At 68.8% G+C, this 15,836-nt stretch carries 16 protein-coding genes and 1 tRNA gene; 1 reads left to right on the top strand and 16 read right to left on the bottom strand.

What is annotated here, in order from left to right; all coding sequences use genetic code 11:
* Positions 1-8: 8 nt before the first annotated feature.
* From ACW14X_RS21795 to ACW14X_RS21720, 16 genes are all read right to left on the bottom strand, one after another.
* The gene (locus ACW14X_RS21795; protein WP_457163258.1) at positions 9-815 is read right to left on the bottom strand and encodes an ABC transporter ATP-binding protein; all 807 of its coding nucleotides are present in this window, start codon (positions 813-815) and stop codon (positions 9-11) included.
* 33 nt (positions 816-848) lie between these two features.
* Positions 849-1,700: an MlaE family ABC transporter permease gene (locus tag ACW14X_RS21790; protein ID WP_457163257.1), complete on the bottom strand. Its 852-nt coding sequence runs from the start codon at positions 1,698-1,700 to the stop codon at positions 849-851.
* Positions 1,697-2,557 carry an MlaE family ABC transporter permease gene (locus ACW14X_RS21785; RefSeq protein WP_350713116.1) on the bottom strand — a complete coding sequence of 287 codons (861 nt, stop codon included), beginning with the start codon at positions 2,555-2,557 and terminating at the stop codon, positions 1,697-1,699. The genes ACW14X_RS21790 and ACW14X_RS21785 overlap by 4 nt, the downstream gene beginning before the upstream one ends.
* Before the next feature lie 404 nt (positions 2,558-2,961).
* Positions 2,962-3,034, bottom strand: a tRNA-Ala gene (locus tag ACW14X_RS21780).
* A gap of 63 nt (positions 3,035-3,097) precedes the next feature.
* Complete coding sequence (locus ACW14X_RS21775) at positions 3,098-3,733, bottom strand: histidine phosphatase family protein (protein WP_160027860.1); 636 nt, start codon at positions 3,731-3,733, stop codon at positions 3,098-3,100.
* Positions 3,734-3,739: 6 nt separating this feature from the next.
* On the bottom strand, positions 3,740-4,114 hold the full coding sequence (gene rsfS / locus ACW14X_RS21770; protein ID WP_091047921.1) for a ribosome silencing factor: 375 nt from the start codon (positions 4,112-4,114) through the stop codon (positions 3,740-3,742).
* Positions 4,111-4,800 (bottom strand): nicotinate-nucleotide adenylyltransferase, encoded by a 690-nt coding sequence (nadD, locus tag ACW14X_RS21765; RefSeq protein WP_457163256.1) that lies wholly within the window; start codon positions 4,798-4,800, stop codon positions 4,111-4,113. The genes rsfS and nadD overlap by 4 nt, the downstream gene beginning before the upstream one ends.
* A gap of 11 nt (positions 4,801-4,811) precedes the next feature.
* Complete coding sequence (locus ACW14X_RS21760) at positions 4,812-4,973, bottom strand: hypothetical protein (RefSeq protein WP_160027856.1); 162 nt, start codon at positions 4,971-4,973, stop codon at positions 4,812-4,814.
* Positions 4,974-5,003: 30 nt separating this feature from the next.
* A complete protein-coding gene (locus ACW14X_RS21755) occupies positions 5,004-6,254 on the bottom strand; it encodes a glutamate-5-semialdehyde dehydrogenase (RefSeq protein WP_457163255.1) in 1,251 nt (416 codons plus the stop codon).
* A 69-nt stretch (positions 6,255-6,323) separates the two neighbouring features.
* Positions 6,324-6,731 carry a hypothetical protein gene (locus tag ACW14X_RS21750; protein ID WP_457163254.1) on the bottom strand — a complete coding sequence of 136 codons (408 nt, stop codon included), beginning with the start codon at positions 6,729-6,731 and terminating at the stop codon, positions 6,324-6,326.
* Between the two features lie 51 nt (positions 6,732-6,782).
* Positions 6,783-7,688, bottom strand: coding sequence for a phosphotransferase family protein (locus tag ACW14X_RS21745; protein ID WP_457163253.1), 906 nt, complete (start codon positions 7,686-7,688; stop codon positions 6,783-6,785).
* A gap of 24 nt (positions 7,689-7,712) precedes the next feature.
* Positions 7,713-8,921 carry a phospholipase D-like domain-containing protein gene (locus tag ACW14X_RS21740; protein WP_350838108.1) on the bottom strand — a complete coding sequence of 403 codons (1,209 nt, stop codon included), beginning with the start codon at positions 8,919-8,921 and terminating at the stop codon, positions 7,713-7,715.
* Between the two features lie 300 nt (positions 8,922-9,221).
* The gene (locus tag ACW14X_RS21735; RefSeq protein WP_457163252.1) at positions 9,222-10,175 is read right to left on the bottom strand and encodes an electron transfer flavoprotein subunit alpha/FixB family protein; all 954 of its coding nucleotides are present in this window, start codon (positions 10,173-10,175) and stop codon (positions 9,222-9,224) included.
* A gap of 23 nt (positions 10,176-10,198) precedes the next feature.
* Positions 10,199-10,990, bottom strand: a complete 792-nt coding sequence (locus ACW14X_RS21730; RefSeq protein ID WP_457163251.1) for an electron transfer flavoprotein subunit beta/FixA family protein — start codon at positions 10,988-10,990, stop codon at positions 10,199-10,201.
* A gap of 111 nt (positions 10,991-11,101) precedes the next feature.
* The gene (locus ACW14X_RS21725; RefSeq protein ID WP_350713124.1) at positions 11,102-11,437 is read right to left on the bottom strand and encodes a hypothetical protein; all 336 of its coding nucleotides are present in this window, start codon (positions 11,435-11,437) and stop codon (positions 11,102-11,104) included.
* Between the two features lie 5 nt (positions 11,438-11,442).
* Positions 11,443-12,222, bottom strand: coding sequence for an enoyl-CoA hydratase/isomerase family protein (locus tag ACW14X_RS21720; RefSeq protein ID WP_457163250.1), 780 nt, complete (start codon positions 12,220-12,222; stop codon positions 11,443-11,445).
* A gap of 140 nt (positions 12,223-12,362) precedes the next feature.
* Here ACW14X_RS21720 and ACW14X_RS21715 point away from each other — a divergent pair, with 140 nt between their 5' ends.
* Positions 12,363-15,773 (top strand): M36 family metallopeptidase, encoded by a 3,411-nt coding sequence (locus ACW14X_RS21715; protein ID WP_457163249.1) that lies wholly within the window; start codon positions 12,363-12,365, stop codon positions 15,771-15,773.
* Positions 15,774-15,836: the final 63 nt, after the last annotated feature.

Raw genomic sequence — 15,836 nt, 5'->3', positions numbered from 1 at the left:
GTGGCTCCTCAATCCATCCCGAGCGGGCCGTCGGCGGCCCCGGCAAGGAACTGACGCACGAACGGATCGTCGGAGGCGAAGGTCTCCTCGGCGGTGCCGGCGTGGACGATCTGCCCCTTCCACAGCACGGCTACGTGGTCACTGACCTCCTGGGCGGTCGGGATGTCGTGCGTGATCACGATGTAGGTGCCGCCGTGCTGGCGGTGGACCTTCTGGATCAGACGCCCGAGCAGCTTCGTGCGGACCGGGTCCAGACCCGAGTCGGGCTCGTCGAAGAGCACCACGTCAGGCCGCATCACCAGCGCTCGCGCGAACCCGGCACGCTTGCGCATGCCGCCGGAGATCTCGTTGGGCGCCTTGTCCACGGCCGCCTCGAGGCCGACCTCGCTGAGGTGGAACATCACCGTGTCTCGGATCTCGGCCTCGGAGAGGTCGGTGTGCTTGCGCAGCGGGAACGCGATGTTGTCGTAGATGTTCATCGACCCGAAGAGCGCACCGTCCTGGAAGAGCACGCCGAACCGCTTGCGCAGCTCGTAGCGCTCGTGCTCGGAGACGCCCCAGATGTCGCTGCCGAAGACGCGTACCTCGCCGGCGTCGGGCTCGAGCAGGCCGACGATGTGCTTGAGCAGCACGCTCTTGCCGGTGCCGGACGGACCGAGGACGGTGGTGATGGCGTTGTGGACGAACGTGAGATCGATGCCATCGAGGATGTTGCCGGAGCCGAACGACTTGCGGACGCCGACCAGCTCGATGCTGTGGGGGCTGTTCTGCGACTGCTCGAAGTCGGTGTGCGGAATCGTGAGATTCGCGGTCATCTTTTCCTCCCGTGGACGTGGCGCGCGAGTCATCTAGTTGCCGATCGGTGCGTTGGGGGTGTTGCCGTAGAAGAGCTGGACCAGAGCCATGCCGATGAGGCTGACGAGGACGAGGTTGACGAGCATCGACCGCGCCGTGTTGAGGCCGACTCCGACCGGGCCGCCCTTGGCCGTGTAGCCGAAGTACGAGGCGACGGTGAGGATCACGATGCCGAGGACCGTGCCCCAGATGACCGCGAGGACGAAGTCCCGCGGGTTCTGGAACAGGAACAGGTAGTACTGGAAGCCACCCGAACTGACCGTCTGCAGCAGCTGGACGTTGAAGAGGAACCCGGCGAAGAAGTTGACCACCATCGAGGTGACGAAGATCAGGGGCATGGTGATGGCTCCCGCGATCACCCGGGTGCTGACCAGGTAGGGGATCGACCGGATACCCATGACCTCCATGGCGTCGATCTCCTCGGAGATGCGCATCGCGCCGACCTCGGCCACGATGCCGCAGCCGATCTTCGCCGCGACCATCCAGCCGAAGACCACCTGGATGATCCCGCGGACCCCGGCGACCGAATTGACGGCGGCGATGTAGGAGTCGATGCCGATGCTGGCGAAGAGGAAGTTGGCGGTCAGACCCATGACCGCGCCCATCATGAACAGCATCGCCAGGATCACCAGGCTGTTCTCCCGGACGATGGCGCTGGCGTGCCGCACGATCTCCGAGGGGTACAGGCGGATCGCGACCGGGATCTCGGCGAAGACCTTGCCAACGAAACCGACGAACTCCCCCACCCCGTCCAGGCGGCCCTTCGGCGGTGCGGCCGGTCGGCGGCGCCGGGTGGCGACGGGCGCGACGGGGCGTACCGGGCGTACGGGCTCGGCGGCGGTCATCGGAAGTTCCCCAGGTTCGGGAAGAGACCGAGCAGCAGGGCGTTGAAGGCGAGCTGGAGCACCCACACCCCCACGAAGGAGAGCACCACCGCCTGGTTGACCGCGCGGCCGAGGCCGATCGCGCCGCCGGAGGCGTGGAGGCCCTTGTAGCAGCAGATCGTGCCGATCAGCAGGCCGACCAGGAAGCAGTTGGCGACCACCGCCAGCACCTGCACCGGAGAGACGTTGGCGAACAGGTTGCTGTGGAAGTCAGCGCTGGTCTGGCCCGCGACGTAGTTGGCGCCGACCTGCATCGAGACGATCGTGACGATGATCGACGGCACCGAGATCAGGGTCGTGAGCAGGGTCAGCGAGACCACGCGGGGAACGGCGAGGTCCCGGATCGGGTCGACGCCCATGACCTCCATGGCATCGATCTCCTCGCGGACCTTCCGGGCCCCGATGTCAGCGGTCAGTGCCGAGCCGATCACGCCCGCGACGACCATGGACACGATCCACATCGTGAAGGTCCGCATCGCCTGCAACAGCAGCAGCGGGCCGAAGAGCTGTGTGGCTCCGGCCATCGCGAAGAACTGGACCGTCAGGATCGACATGAAGATGAGGAACCCGAAGATCGCGGCGGCGATGGGGAGCGAAGCCTGCTTCAGGGTCTGGTACATGTCGTCGGCGACGTCGACCCAGTAGCCGCGCGGATGCAACACGGCGCTCTTCACGATCTTCACCAGCAGGTCGACCATCCCGCCCGCCTCGACCACCGGTCGCCGAACCTTCGGCGGCAACCATCTGAGCGAGTTGGACAACGGGTTGTCGTAAGGACCACGCCTGACGATCGGCGGGGCAGCGGCACCTGTGCTCATACCTGTCTGCGCTCCTCGTGCAACTTGATGGGACGGGCAGGAACACCACCCGAGGCGGGTTCCAGCTCGGCGCATCGGGATGCGACGCGCATCACACTCAACGAGGTCATGTGATGCAGGTTACGGGAAAATCCGTATGGCTTTAGGTTTTTTTTCTATAGATATTAGTTTTACGTGACGATGCCTCGCCGGCTTCGACATGGGCAGCACGCTGCCAGGCGCCCCGACGGCCGGCGTCAGCGCGACGCACCGGAGGTGCGCGCATCGGAGCGAAACGATCCGAGTCCGCCCATGACGTCGCGCAGAGGCTCCGAGAGCGGAACGACAATGTGCCTCAAAGCGATCGAGCCGCGTTCTCAACCTTCGGTGAAGGTTCAGAACGCGGCTCTGATCAGGTGTTTCGGTGGAGGTGAGGGGACTCGAACCCCTGACCCTCTGCATGCCATGCAGATGCGCTACCAGCTGCGCCACACCCCCGTGGCGTTGTCCCGGTTGATCACCCCGGGCAACGAGAAGAACAGTAGCGGAATGCTCCCGCGATCACGAAATCGGGGTGCCCATTCCGTACGTCGCGAGTCGCCAGGGCGCCGACGGAATGAGTCCGTGGGCGGACTCCCGGGCGGTGAGCTCGATCCAGGCGCAGTTCGTCAGCGGGGCGAGGGTGGTGACGACGGACGGGTCCCAGCCGAGGAAGGCGGCCAGGCCCTGCCGGATGGCACCGCCGTGAGCGACGACCACGACGGTCTCGCCGGGCGCGACGGTCTCGGCGACGTCGTGGAGCGCGCCGCTGAAACGTGCCGCGACGGTGGGCCAGGACTCGCCGCCGTAGGGCTCCCAGCTGGCCGGCATCTCACCGAAGCGCTCGAGGATCTGGGCGCGGTTCATCCCTTCGGCCTCCCCCGCGCAGACCTCCCGCAGCCGCGGGTCGTACGCGGCCTCGAGACCGGTCTCCTCGGCGACGTACGCAGCGGTCTGCCGGGCCCGCATCAGGTCCGAGGAGACCAGGCGGGTGACGGCGAAGGTCGTCCCGAGAGCGCGAGCTGCGGCCTTGGCCTGCTGGTGGCCGGTCTCGGCCAGCTCGATGTCGGTCTGGCCCTGGTAGCGGCCGTCGGCGTTCCAGCCGGTGACTCCGTGGCGGAGCAGGATGAGGCGACGGATCTCCGCAGGCTCGACCACCGGACCTCAGCCCTCGGAGACGATGTCGGCGGGAAGCGAGATCGAGGGGCAATCACGCCAGAGCCGCTCGAGGGCGTAGAACTGGCGCTCCTCCTCGTGCTGGACGTGCACCACGATCTCGCCGTAGTCGAGCAGCACCCAGCGCCCCTCCTTGTGCCCCTCGCGGCGCAGCGGCTTGGAGCCGAGGTCTCGGAGCTTCAGCTCGACCTCGTCCACGATCGACTGCACCTGCCGCTCGTTGGGGGCGGAGGCCAGCACGAAGGCGTCGGTGATGGCCAGCTGGTCGCTGACATCGAAGGCCAGGATGTGCCCGGCCTTCTTGTCCGAGGCCGCCCGGGCGGCGGTGATGGTGAGCTCGATGGCGTGCTCGGTCGCGGTCATACGCGGTCCTTATTGTGGAGAGGCTTGGATTGAGGGGCCCTGGGTTCCCTGGGCCGGTAGAGGTCGTGCTTGCCGATGTACTGCACCACGCCGTCGGGGACGAGATACCAGACCGGCTCGCCACGGCGACGCCGCTCGCGGCAGTCGGAGGAGGAGATCGCCAGCGCGGGGATCTCGAGCATGGTGATCCGGTCGGAGGGGATCTTCGCGATGACCTCGGGATCCATGGCGTAGCCCGGGCGCGTGCACCCCACGAACTGGGCGAGCTCGAAGAGCTCGTCGGTGTCGCGCCAGGTGAAGATGTCGGCGAGCGCGTCGGCCCCGGTGATGAAGTAGAGCTCGGCGTCAGGAAGCGCCTTGGCGAGGTCGCGCAACGTGTCGCGCGTGTAGGTGCGGCCAGCTCGGTCGATGTCGACCCGGCTCACGGTGAAGCGCGGGTTGGCGGCGGTCGCGATGACCGTCATCAGGTAGCGGTGCTCGGCCGGCGAGACATCCCGGTCGGCCTTCTGCCACGGATCGCCCGTCGGCACGAAGACGACCTCGTCGAGGTCGAAGAACGACTGCACCTCGGAGGCCGCCACCAGGTGGCCGTGGTGGATGGGATCGAAGGTGCCACCCATCACCCCGACGCGGCGCTTGCCGGTCAGGCCTTCCAGACCTGGCTCGGGCGCTCCCCCGCTGCCCATCGGATCAGCGCTCAGGAGTGCTCACGGCCACCGGCGAACCAGACCAGCACCAGGAGCGCGAAGACCAGGATCGCCAGGGCGCCGCCACCGATGACCCACTCGATGCCAGAGGTGCCGTGCTCGGCCCCGTGCTCAGCGGAGGTGATGATGCTCGACACAACAGAGTTCGACATGGCGCACAGATTACCTTGTGGCTGCTGCCGCTAGCGCACGTGCCCGTCCCCGGTGACCACATACTTCGTCGAGGTCATCTCGGGCAGACCCATCGGGCCCCGGGCGTGCAGCTTCTGGGTCGAGATCCCGATCTCCGCGCCGAAGCCGAACTCACCGCCGTCGGTGAACCGCGTCGAGGCGTTGACCATGACCGCGGCGGAGTCGACGGCGGCGGTGAACCGCCGGACGGCGCCCAGGTCCTCGGTCAGGATCGCCTCGGTGTGACCGCTCGACCAGCGCCGGATGTGGGCGATGGCGGCGTCGAGGTCGGGTACGACCGCGGCGCTGATCTTCAGCGCCAGGAACTCGGCGGCGTAGTCCTCGTCGGTGGCGGGCTCGACGAGGTCGTACGCCTGGAATGCCTCGTCGCCGTGGATCTGCACCCCACGCTCCTGCAGGGCGGGGACGATCATGGGCAGGAACTCCTTGGCGACGTCGGCGTGGACGAGCAGCGACTCGGCGGAGTTGCACACGCTGGTGCGCTGGGTCTTGGAGTTGATGACGATCGAGACCGCCTTCTCGAGATCGGCGGCCTTGTCGACGTAGACGTGTACGTTGCCCACCCCCGTCTCGATGACCGGCACCGTCGACTCCTCGACGACGCTGCGGATCAGCCCGGCGCCACCACGCGGGATGAGCACGTCGACCAGACCGCGGGCCCGCATCAGCGCCTTGACCGAGTCGTGGCCATCACCGGGCACGACCTGGATCACGTCGGCCGGGAGACCGACGGAGACGACGGCGTCGCGCAGCACCGCGGCGATCGCCACGTTGCTGGACGCGATGTTGGAGGAGCCGCGCAGCAGCGCCGCGTTGCCGGACTTCAGGCAGATCCCGGCCGCGTCCACGGTCACATTGGGACGCGCCTCGTAGATCATCCCGACGACGCCGAAGGGCACCCGCACCTGGCGCAGCTCGAGGCCGTTGGCGAGGGTGCTGCCGCGTACGACGTCTCCGACGGGGTCCGGGAGCGCGGCGAGCTCGCGGAGCGCGGCGGCGATGCCGTCGAGACGCTCCGGGGTCAGGGTGAGGCGGTCGATGATGTTGGCCGGGCTGCCCGAGGCCTCGGCACGGGCGACGTCGTCCGCGTTGGCCTCCAGCACCTCGTCGGCCCGCGCCAGGAGGGCGTCGGCCATCGCGTGCAGCGCCGCGTCCTTCACGCTGCGCGGCGCGACCGCGAGCTCGTAGCTCGCCTCTCGTGCCTTCGCCGCCACCTCTCGGATCACTGCCTCTGCACTCATGCGAGAAAGCCTATGCCGTCGGCGGCACGCGGCCATCACCCTTTCGCCGTGCGGACCGCAGGGTCGGGGTCAGTCCTCGTCACCGAGGCCCAGCAGCACGCCGAGACCTCCGAGCGGGTCGAACGGGCTCTCGGACGGCTCCGGCGTCGCCATCGGCTCGCCGCTCCCCGATCCGGAGGCCGAGGGCCGGACCTTGCGCGGCGCCTTCACCGGCGTCGGCTCGGGCGCGCCCGTCGGTCGCGTCGAGGGCGACCTTCGCCTGTCCTGCTTCGCCGCAGCGGACGGCGAGGTGCTCGCCGCAGGCTCGGACTCGGTCATCGCCGGGTAGTCCACCGGCGGCCGGTAGGACTTCCGGACGTACGCGATCCCCGATGTCGCACCTGCGAACAGCGCCGACAGCACGAGCGCCGAGATCCAGGGCGTCCAGCCACGCCACCAACTTCCGGCGGGGCCCCGAGCCCCGTCGAACTCACTCACTCCCACAACCATCCCCCAGGTTGCGCCGGCACCGTCCGGCGCGCTCCGATCCTAGCCGCGATCGGCGCCCTCCGGGGCGGTGTGGACATCCCCGGATCGGGCGATCTCGAGCAGGAGGTCGTGTGCCCGGGCGGCCACCGGATTGGCGGTACGCCGCGCCCCGAGCTCGACCAGCGCGACCAGGTCCGCGGCGCGGGCCAGCTCGAGAGCATCCGTGGCACTGCCCCCACGCACCGCGACGTAACCCTCCAGCACCCCTGAGACGTACGCCTCCCCGCGATCGAAGCGCACCAGGTTGCCGAGGTCGGCGAACGGTGAACCGGCGTGGGCGAACTCCCAGTCCAGCACCGCGCGGACGCGTAGCGTCTCCGGGTCCACGATGAGGTTCTTGGGGTTGAGGTCGCTGTGCACCAGGCTCGCCCGGGAGACCGTGTCGAGCAGGTCCTGGGCGTCGGCGGCCACGTCCCGCAGACCGTCCAGGTCGGCCGGTGACCAGTCGAGACGCTCGGCGTACGACTCGACCCACTCGGTCAGGTCCAGGGCGAACGCCTCGACCCGCAGGTCCTTGTCGGCGAAGGTCCCGGCGGTCAGGAAGGGCATCCCGGCCAGGGTGCCCGCGACCTCTCCGAAGCCACGCCCGAGCCTGCCCTGCTGCGCCTCGTCCAGGTCGGGGAGCAGCAGGTCGCCGCGTACGCCCTCGACGAACTCGGTCACCAGCAGCGCGGGCGTGCCCGTGGCCGGGTCGGCGCGGCGTACCTCCAGGACGTCCGGGACCGGGACGAGGCCCCGCACCAGACGGTGCAGGGCCTCGTGGACCTCCGCGGCCTGCGGGTGGTGGCGCGGGTCGGCGAAGACTCGCACGACCGACCTCTCCCCGCCGGCCTCTGCCAGGAACGTCTCGCCCGACCAGCCGCCGTCGAGCGGCCGAAGGCCCCCACCGAGTTCACCGAAGCTCACCCGGCGAGGGTAGCGGCCCGACGGTCAGGCGCAGGGGCGGGTCTTCGGCTCCAGGTAGATGCGGTGCGTGGCCCGCGGGCTGTCCCACATCTTGTTGAACCGAGCGGTGTAGGCGGTGTAGTAGCTCTTCGAGGTGAACCGGAAGGTGACCTCGTCGTTGCTGAACGAGGGCGGCGACCAGTTCTCCGAGCCGGTCCAGACGCTGTAGGTGCCCCGGTCCGCGTAGCGGCCGTTGACGCTCATCCACTTGTAGTGGGAGTAGCAGCGCGAGCCGTAGACGATGTTGTCGCCGCTGGTCGACTTCTTCTGGCCCCAGTCCCAGGCGGCGTCGCGCGCCGGGATGCCGACCGCCCTCAGCTTGCGGTAGACCACGTTGCTGGTGACCGAGCCGATCACCCGGACCACGCAGCCGCGCTTCTTCAGCCGGACGACCTCGTCGGCGATGCGCTCGCCACGACGGCCGTACCAGGCGTACATGTGGATCCGCAGGATCGTCTTGCCCTTGGTGCCGTAGCCACTCGGCGCGCTGCAGCCGATCAGGCGCAGCCGGTCGATGACCCGGTCGCCGGTGCCGCGGGCGTAGATCTCGTCGCTGGTCGTGCCTGGACGCGTGCGCTGGAAGCCGACGGAGGTGCCGCCACCGGACCACGACACGTAGCGCGGCGTGGCCTTCTTGTCGGCCTTGAGCTCGTTGAACATCCGCAGCCAGGTCTGCCACAGGCTGTCGTTGGCGTAGATCGTCTGGGCGTCGTTCCACTGCGAACCGGCCGCACCGCCACCGAGGTTGCCGGAGCTGTTGATGATGACGTTGCGCTTGGCGCCGATCTGGGTGAACGAGTGGATCTTGATGTGCAGGTTGCCGGTGTCATAGCCGCGGCAGGCGCCGGCGCAGCCGTAGATGAAGCTCGGCCGGGAGCGCCTGGTGCCGAGCTGGGCGGCCAGGTTCCGTTCCCCGCTGCTCCACATCTTCCGGTTGACCAGGATCTGCACGTGCACCCCGCGCTTGTGCGCGGCGATGAGGTGCTTGACGGTGTCGGCGCGGTCCAGGTTGTAGGTGACGAACCGGATGTAGGAGCCCTTGGCCGCGTAGCGGATGCTGTTGTTGATCCGGTGGACGATGAAGTTGCGCTGCGTCGCGTCGCCGGTCGGGTTGTTGAAGAACGGTCCCGCCGGCGGCGTCCAGGTCGCCGCGGTCGCCGGTGTCGAGACCACGGACATCGTCGCGATGACCATGGCCGCCACGCAGCCAGCCACAGCCGAAGCGATCGAGATCTTCCGGGTCGTCCTCGACCTCAGCGCATTCACCCACATGCGGCCGGACTATACCCAGCGACGTATGGCCCGCAACGACAATTCCCAGAACAAGATGCCAAACCGAAAGAAACCCGCCTCCGAGCCGTGCTCGGAGGCGGGTTTTGGGACGTACGTCACACGCACATGAGGTCGGTCTCGACCCGCGGTCACAGCCTCGCAAGCTCGGCTGTGCGCTCGCTCGACCCCTTCGGGTTTGTCCGGCGCAAGCGCCGGACAACCTCAGGCCTTAGCGGCCTTCACAGCCTCGGTGACGGCCGGGAGGACGGTGTGCAGATCGCCCACCACACCGAAGTCGACGAGCTCGAAGATCGGTGCCTCCTCGTCCTTGTTGACCGCGACGATGGTCTTCGAGGTCTGCATACCGGCACGGTGCTGAATCGCACCGGAGATCCCGTTGGCCACGTAGAGCTGCGGGGAGACGGTCTTACCGGTCTGGCCGACCTGGAAGGTGTGCGGCATCCAGCCGGAGTCGACCGCGGCACGCGAGGCACCGACAGCGGCACCGAGCGCGTCGGCGAGACCCTCGACGGCGGAGAAGTCACCGCCGGTGCCACGACCACCGGAGACCACGATCGCGGCCTCGGTGAGCTCGGGGCGGCCGGAGGCCTTACGCGGCTGGGAGGCCACGATCTGGGCGGTCTTGGCGGCGTCGGAGATGGTCACCTCGAACGGGGTGACCGCGGCAGCGCCGGCCTTCTCGACCGGAGCGGCCGAGTTGGGCTTGACCGTGATGATCGGGGTGCCCTTGGTGACCTTGCCCTTGACCGTGAAGTTGCCGGCGAAGACCGACTGGGTCGCCACACCGGACTCATCCAGGTCGACGGCGTCGGTGATCAGACCGGAGTCGAGCTTGATCGCCAGACGAGCGGCGACCTCCTTGTTCTCCGCGGAGGAGGGCAGCAGGATCGCGGCCGGGGAGGCGGTGCCGGCCAGCTGCGCGAGCGCCTCGGCCTTCGGGGCCACCAGGTAGCCCTTGATCTGGGCGTCGTCGATGACGTAGACCTTCTCGGCGCCGTAGCCCTTGACGGCCTCCGCGGCACCAGCGGCGCCGTCGGCGCCACCGATGTAGACGGCGGAGGGCTCGCCGAGCTTGGCGGCCAGGGTGAGCAGCTCGTAGGTCGGCTTCTTGACCTGACCAGCCACGTGGTCGATGAGAACGAGAACTTCAGCCATGATTCAAAGATCCTTTCTCGGCCTCAGATGAACTTCTTGGACGCGAGGAAGTCGGCCAGCGCCTTGGCGCCCGAACCGTCCTCGTCGGTGACGATCTCGCCAGCGGTGCGCGGCGGACGCGCTGCGGTCTCGAGAACCTCGGTGTAGGCAGCACCCAGACCCACCTGGGCGGCGTCGACACCGAGATCGGCCAGCGACCACGTCTCCAGCGGCTTCTTCTTGGCCGCCATGATGCCCTTGAACGACGGGTAACGCGCCTCACCGGACTGGTCGGTGACCGAGAGGACCAGGGGCAGCGTGCCGCCGATGACCTCGGTGGCCACGTCACCGTCACGCTTGATGCGGATCTGGTCGCCCTGGGCCTCGACGACCGAGGCCAGGGTGACCTGCGGCAGGCCGAGGCGCTCGGCCAGCATCGCCGGGACGACGCTCATGCCGGCGTCGGTCGAGGCCAGACCGCCGACCACGAGGTCGACCGGACCGAGCTTCTCGATCGCCTTGGCCAGCACCAGCGAGGTGGCGATGGAGTCCGAGCCGGCGATCGCGTCGTCGACGACGTGGACGCCCTTGTCGGCACCCATCTGCAGCGCCTTGCGCACAGCGGCCTCGGCCGCCTCCGGACCAACGGTCAGCGCGGTGACGGTGATCTCCTCACCCTCGCGCTTCTCCTTGATCTGCAGCGACTGCTCGACGGCGTACTCATCGAGCTCGGAGAGCAGACCGTCGACGTTCACGCGGTCGACGGTGAAGTCGTCCTCGAACTGCCGGTCCGCGGTCGCGTCCGGCACGTACTTCACAAGCACAACAATGTTCATGATGGTGCGGCCTTGCCGGCCCCTCCTGGAATGGTCGTAGTTCGCCAGCGATGTTACCCGTCAGTCACATACGGATGACAGGTGCCTACGCGTTGAGAATGTCACATGGGCTCAGGGCCGGATCACACCGGCCACGATGCGGCCGACGATCAGCCACGCCAGCGCACCGATGCCCCAGTTGAAGAGCGCGTTCTTGATCTCGGCGTCCTCACCGCTGAACTGCTTGATGCCGTTCTCCCGTGAGAACAGGCCGAGGTCGGCGATGTCGGCGAGGTCGAGGATGAACGCCACGAGGGTGTTGTCCTGGTTCGCCTTGAGCGCGATCAGCAGCGCTCCGATCGCCAGCGCCAGCGCGGCGAGCAGCGCGATCGCCCAGACGATCCTGGAGGCGTAGGAACGGATGGTGTGGACGATGCCCGGGCCGGTGGACGTCTTGGTGTCGGACACGCGATTCACTTCCCTTCGAAGTTGGCTTTGCCGGGGCCGTGCTCCAGGAACGATGCCATCCCGGTCTGGGAGTCCTTCGTCGCGAACACGCCGGCGAACTGCTGCTGCTCGAGGGCCAGCCCGGTGGCGAGGTCCACCCCGAGCCCCTTGTCGATCGCCGTCTTCGCCGCCGCCAGAGCGTACGGTGCCGCCTTCTTGAACTGGCTCGCCCACGCGAGCGCCTCCTCATAGACCGAGGCCGCCGGTACGAGCCGGTCGGCCAAGCCGATTGCAAGCGCCTCGTCTGCCTTGACGAAGCGGCCCGAGAAGATCAGATCCTTGGCCTTGGACGGCCCGATCAGCCGTGCCAGCCGCTGGGTGCCGCCGGCACCGGGGATGATGCCGAGCAGGACCTCCGGCTGACCGAAGGTCGCGTCGTCGGCGGCGATGCGGAAGTCGGCCGCGAGCGCCAGCTCGCAACCTCCACCCAGCGCGTAGCCGGTCACCGCGGCCACCACCGGCTTCGGGATCTCCGCGACTGCCGTCACGGCAGCCTGCACGCCGGCGACCCGCTTGGCCATCTCGGAGTAGGAGAGGCCGGCCATCTCCTTGACATCGTTCCCGGCGGCGAAGAGCCGCTCGCCGCCGTAGACCACGACCGCGCGTACGTCTTCGTCGGCTGCCGCCTCGGTCGCGACCTCGAGCAGCTCGGCCTGCACCTGGAAGCTGATCGCATTCATCTTCGGCCGGTCGAGGCGGATCGTGCCGACGCCGTCCTCGACGGTGAGGTTGACGAAGTCACCCATCGTGGCGCTCCCCTGTCTGTGAAGGCGGTTACATGTGTCCGGAACACTATCGGGTGCCTTCCACCTCTTGTGTGCCGGTTCGCGGTACAGGCGTTGCGTGTATCGCGTAACCCGCGCCGGTAAAGGGACGTTTCAATAACATGACCGATATTCGTTCCAGTCGCGCCAGGGTGAGCCTCGGTGCCGCGCTGAGCATCGCCCTCGGCGCTTTCGTGCTGGTGACGCCGGTCTCGGGTGCCGCGCTCTCCACCACTGATGACATTGCCACCACGGCCGACGTGTCCCGCTCCGGCGGGCTGCTCGGTCACGAGGCCGATGCCGGCCTGGACGTACGCGACCGCGTGCTGCCCACCTCAGCCCAGGAGTCCGCGGCCCAGGCCCTGGACGCCGTCGACATCCGCTGGAACGCCCACGGGACGCCGACCTCGCTGATCACCGCCGACGGCGTGCTGGCCACGGCCGGCTCCTCGGACCCGGTCACCGCCGCCCGGGGCTTCCTCGCCGACAACGCGGCGGTCTTCGGGCTCACCGCGGCTCAGCTGGGCGACCTCGAGCTCGTCAGCGACCAGAAGCTGGCAGGCGGGGGCGGTCATGCCGTGCTCTTCCGGCAGACCTACGACGGCCTGTCGGCCGCCACGGAGGGGATGGTCACCGTGGGCGTGGCCGACGGCGCCATCACCTACGTCTCCTCCTCGCTGTCCAAGGTGACCGGCACCCCGGCGAAGGCCGAGCTCACCCCGACCGAGGCGTGGCTGAAGGCGGCGGCCTCGGCCGGACGCCCGATCTCCGGGTCGAAGGTCGGCGAGATCGTCACCGACGCCGCCGCGAAGCTGACCGACTGGACCAAGCTGACGGTCCCCGGCCTGGCGACCGACCAACTGGTGCGGCTGCGGGCGCTCCCCGTCCCCGGCGAGGGCGTACGTCCTGTCTTCCAGGCCACCGTCGTCGACTCCGCCGCCGCCACCCTCCTGGGGCAGACGGTGCTGGTCGACGCGGTCACCGGCGAGGTGCTCCTGCGCCGCGACAACGTCGACCACGAGAACGACGTCGAGGGTCCGTTCACCGGCACCGCGCTCGGGGCCTGCGGCCCGAAGCACACCTTCGAGATCTCCGACGACAAGACCCGCACCCTGGCCGCGGTCGCGATCGGGCTGCCGACCGACGACTTCACCGTGAAGCTGTTCGCTCCTGATGGGAAGCTGCTCGTGGAGGGTGACCTGCTCACCAGCCCTGAGACCGCGACCTACACCGCCGAGAAGATCGACCCCGGGACGTACGCGGTCCAGGTCTGTCCCTTCGACGACTCGCTCCTCGTCGGCAGCTACACGGTGACCGTCGCGTCCTCCGATGCCGGTGCGGAGACCGGTGACCTGCCGGGCAGCAACCCGCGCTGGTCCTACTTCCCCGGCACTCCCGACGCAGCCTCGACCGGCGGTGACGCGGTCCCGGCCAACGACGTGATCGCGTGCTGGACCAAGGTGGCCGAGTGCACCGGGCCGGAGCTGAAGAGCCTGGCCAACGCCGGTCCGTGGGACACGCTGCTCAACACGGCCGTCGGCGTGCCGAGCCTGACGACCATCGGCAACAACGCCAACACCCACGAGGGCTGGCTGTCGCCGCTGGCCGCCGGTGGCCTCGAGCAGGCGCCGATCTCGCCGGTGCGTGACTACACCGGCACGTTCACCGACGCCTGGAACAACTCCAAGTGCGCCCCCACCAACATGGTGCCGGGCGGCAACGACGTCAACTACGTCGTCGGCAACCTGTTCGCGAGCCACAACCGGATGCACGACTGGTCCTACTTCCTCGGCTTCACCGAGGAGAACTACAACCTGCAGACCGACAACCTGGGTCGTGGCGGACGTGGCCTCGACGCCGAGGTCGGCAACGCGCAGGCCGCGGCGCTCGACTCCCAGGTCGTGGAGCAGACCGGGCTGCTGACCGGTCGCAACAACGCCAACCAGCTCACCCTGATGGACGGCGTCCCGGGCATCACCAACCAGTACCTCTTCCAGCCCGCTGCCGGCGCCTTCTACGCGCCCTGCACCGACGGCTCGCTGGACTTCGGGATCGTCGGCCACGAGTACACCCACGCAATCTCCAACCGGATGGTCGGTGGCCCCGACGACGGCCTGACCTCGGAGCAGGGCGGCGCGATGGGTGAGTCCTGGAGCGACCTGGCCGCGGCCGAGCACATGTTCGCCCACGACCTCTACAACGGCGGCAGCCCGTGGGCCGTCGGCTCCTACGCCACCGGCAACACCGACGTCGCGATCCGTGACTTCGCGATCGACAAGAACCCGCTCAACTTCTCCGACTACGGCTTCGACAGCACCGGGCCCGAGGTCCATGCCGACGGCGAGATCTGGAACGGGACGATGTGGTCGGTCCGCCAGGCGCTGGTCGACAAGTACGACGCGACCTACCCCTACGCCGACAGGGCCCTGCAGCGGCGCTGCTCGGTCGGGACGACCACCGCCTCGCCGCTGGCCGCCGACAAGTGCCCCGGCAACCGCCGCTGGATCCAGCTGGTCTTCGACTCGTTCCTGCTCCAGCAGGGTGCGACCTCGATGCTGGACGCCCGCGACGCGTTCCTGGCCGCCGACCAGATGCGCTTCGGCGGAGCCAACCGTCAGGTGATCGCCGACGCGTTCGCCCGGCGCGGCATGGGCCAGTACGCCACCACGACCGCCGACGACCACGAGCCGACCCCGAGCTTCGCCTCGCCGGCCTCGCGCAACGTCAAGGTCACCTTCACGGCGCCGGCGGCCGGGAAGGTCTACGTCGGCCGCTTCGAGGCGCGGGCGACCCCGATCGCCGACACGCTCTCCGGCACCGCGCTCGGGTCGGTGGCTCACTTCGTGCCGGGGACGTATGAGCTCCTCTACGTCTCCGCCACCGGTGGCGCCCAGCGCAAGACGGTCACGGTCTCCCCCGCGGAGATCACCAAGACCGTCTCGTTCGCGACCGGGACCAACCTGGCTGCGGCCGCCAACGGGGCCAAGGTGCTCACCTCGACCGAGGGCTCGCGCAACCCGGCCGCCCTGATCGACGGCACCGAGGGCACCAACTGGGGCGGGGTGACCGCGGACAACGTGGACGCCACCACGCCCTCGATCGCCGTGGACCTCGCCGGTGGGACGCGCACGGTGAAGACGGTCAACGTCAGCGCCTACCTGTCGCCGGCCACCGACACCGACGCCGACTCGGGGTCGCGCTTCACCGCACTCCGGAAGTTCGCCCTGGAGGCGTGCGTCTCCGCGTGCGACACGGCCGGGGCGACCTGGAAGCGCTTCTACACCTCGGCCGACGACGCCTTCCCCGGAAAGCGCCCGCGGCCGGTCGCGCCCAACCTCAACCTGCGCACCTTCGACGTCCCCGACACCTCCGCCGCGGCGGTCCGTCTGGTGGCGTTGGAGAACCAGTGCACGGGCTACGCAGGTTACGCCGGTGAGCAGGACGCCGACCCGCTCACGACGACCGACTGCAAGACCGGCTCCGACCGCGGCACCATCGTCCACGCCGCCGAGCTGCAGGTCTTCGGGCAGTAGCCGGACCCCGTTCTACCCTGGCATCCGCGCGGACGCCAGGGTAGAACGGGACGCAGCGGCGGG

It is taken from the genome of Nocardioides sp. YJ-D4 (assembly GCF_054031495.1).
This window is presented reverse-complemented; position numbering and strand designations above follow the sequence as displayed.

Coding starts and splice junctions, on each gene's coding strand:
- ACW14X_RS21785 (WP_350713116.1), bottom strand. CDS start 2,557: ATGAGCACAGGTGCCGCTGCCCCGCCGATCGTCAGGCGTGGTCCTTAC.
- ACW14X_RS21795 (WP_457163258.1), bottom strand. CDS start 815: ATGACCGCGAATCTCACGATTCCGCACACCGACTTCGAGCAGTCGCAG.
- rsfS (WP_091047921.1), bottom strand. CDS start 4,114: ATGACCGCGACCGAGCACGCCATCGAGCTCACCATCACCGCCGCCCGG.
- ACW14X_RS21760 (WP_160027856.1), bottom strand. CDS start 4,973: ATGTCGAACTCTGTTGTGTCGAGCATCATCACCTCCGCTGAGCACGGG.
- ACW14X_RS21735 (WP_457163252.1), bottom strand. CDS start 10,175: ATGGCTGAAGTTCTCGTTCTCATCGACCACGTGGCTGGTCAGGTCAAG.
- ACW14X_RS21715 (WP_457163249.1), top strand. CDS start 12,363: ATGACCGATATTCGTTCCAGTCGCGCCAGGGTGAGCCTCGGTGCCGCG.
- ACW14X_RS21740 (WP_350838108.1), bottom strand. CDS start 8,921: ATGGTCATCGCGACGATGTCCGTGGTCTCGACACCGGCGACCGCGGCG.
- ACW14X_RS21790 (WP_457163257.1), bottom strand. CDS start 1,700: ATGACCGCCGCCGAGCCCGTACGCCCGGTACGCCCCGTCGCGCCCGTC.
- ACW14X_RS21755 (WP_457163255.1), bottom strand. CDS start 6,254: ATGAGTGCAGAGGCAGTGATCCGAGAGGTGGCGGCGAAGGCACGAGAG.
- nadD (WP_457163256.1), bottom strand. CDS start 4,800: ATGGGCAGCGGGGGAGCGCCCGAGCCAGGTCTGGAAGGCCTGACCGGC.
- ACW14X_RS21730 (WP_457163251.1), bottom strand. CDS start 10,990: ATGAACATTGTTGTGCTTGTGAAGTACGTGCCGGACGCGACCGCGGAC.
- ACW14X_RS21720 (WP_457163250.1), bottom strand. CDS start 12,222: ATGGGTGACTTCGTCAACCTCACCGTCGAGGACGGCGTCGGCACGATC.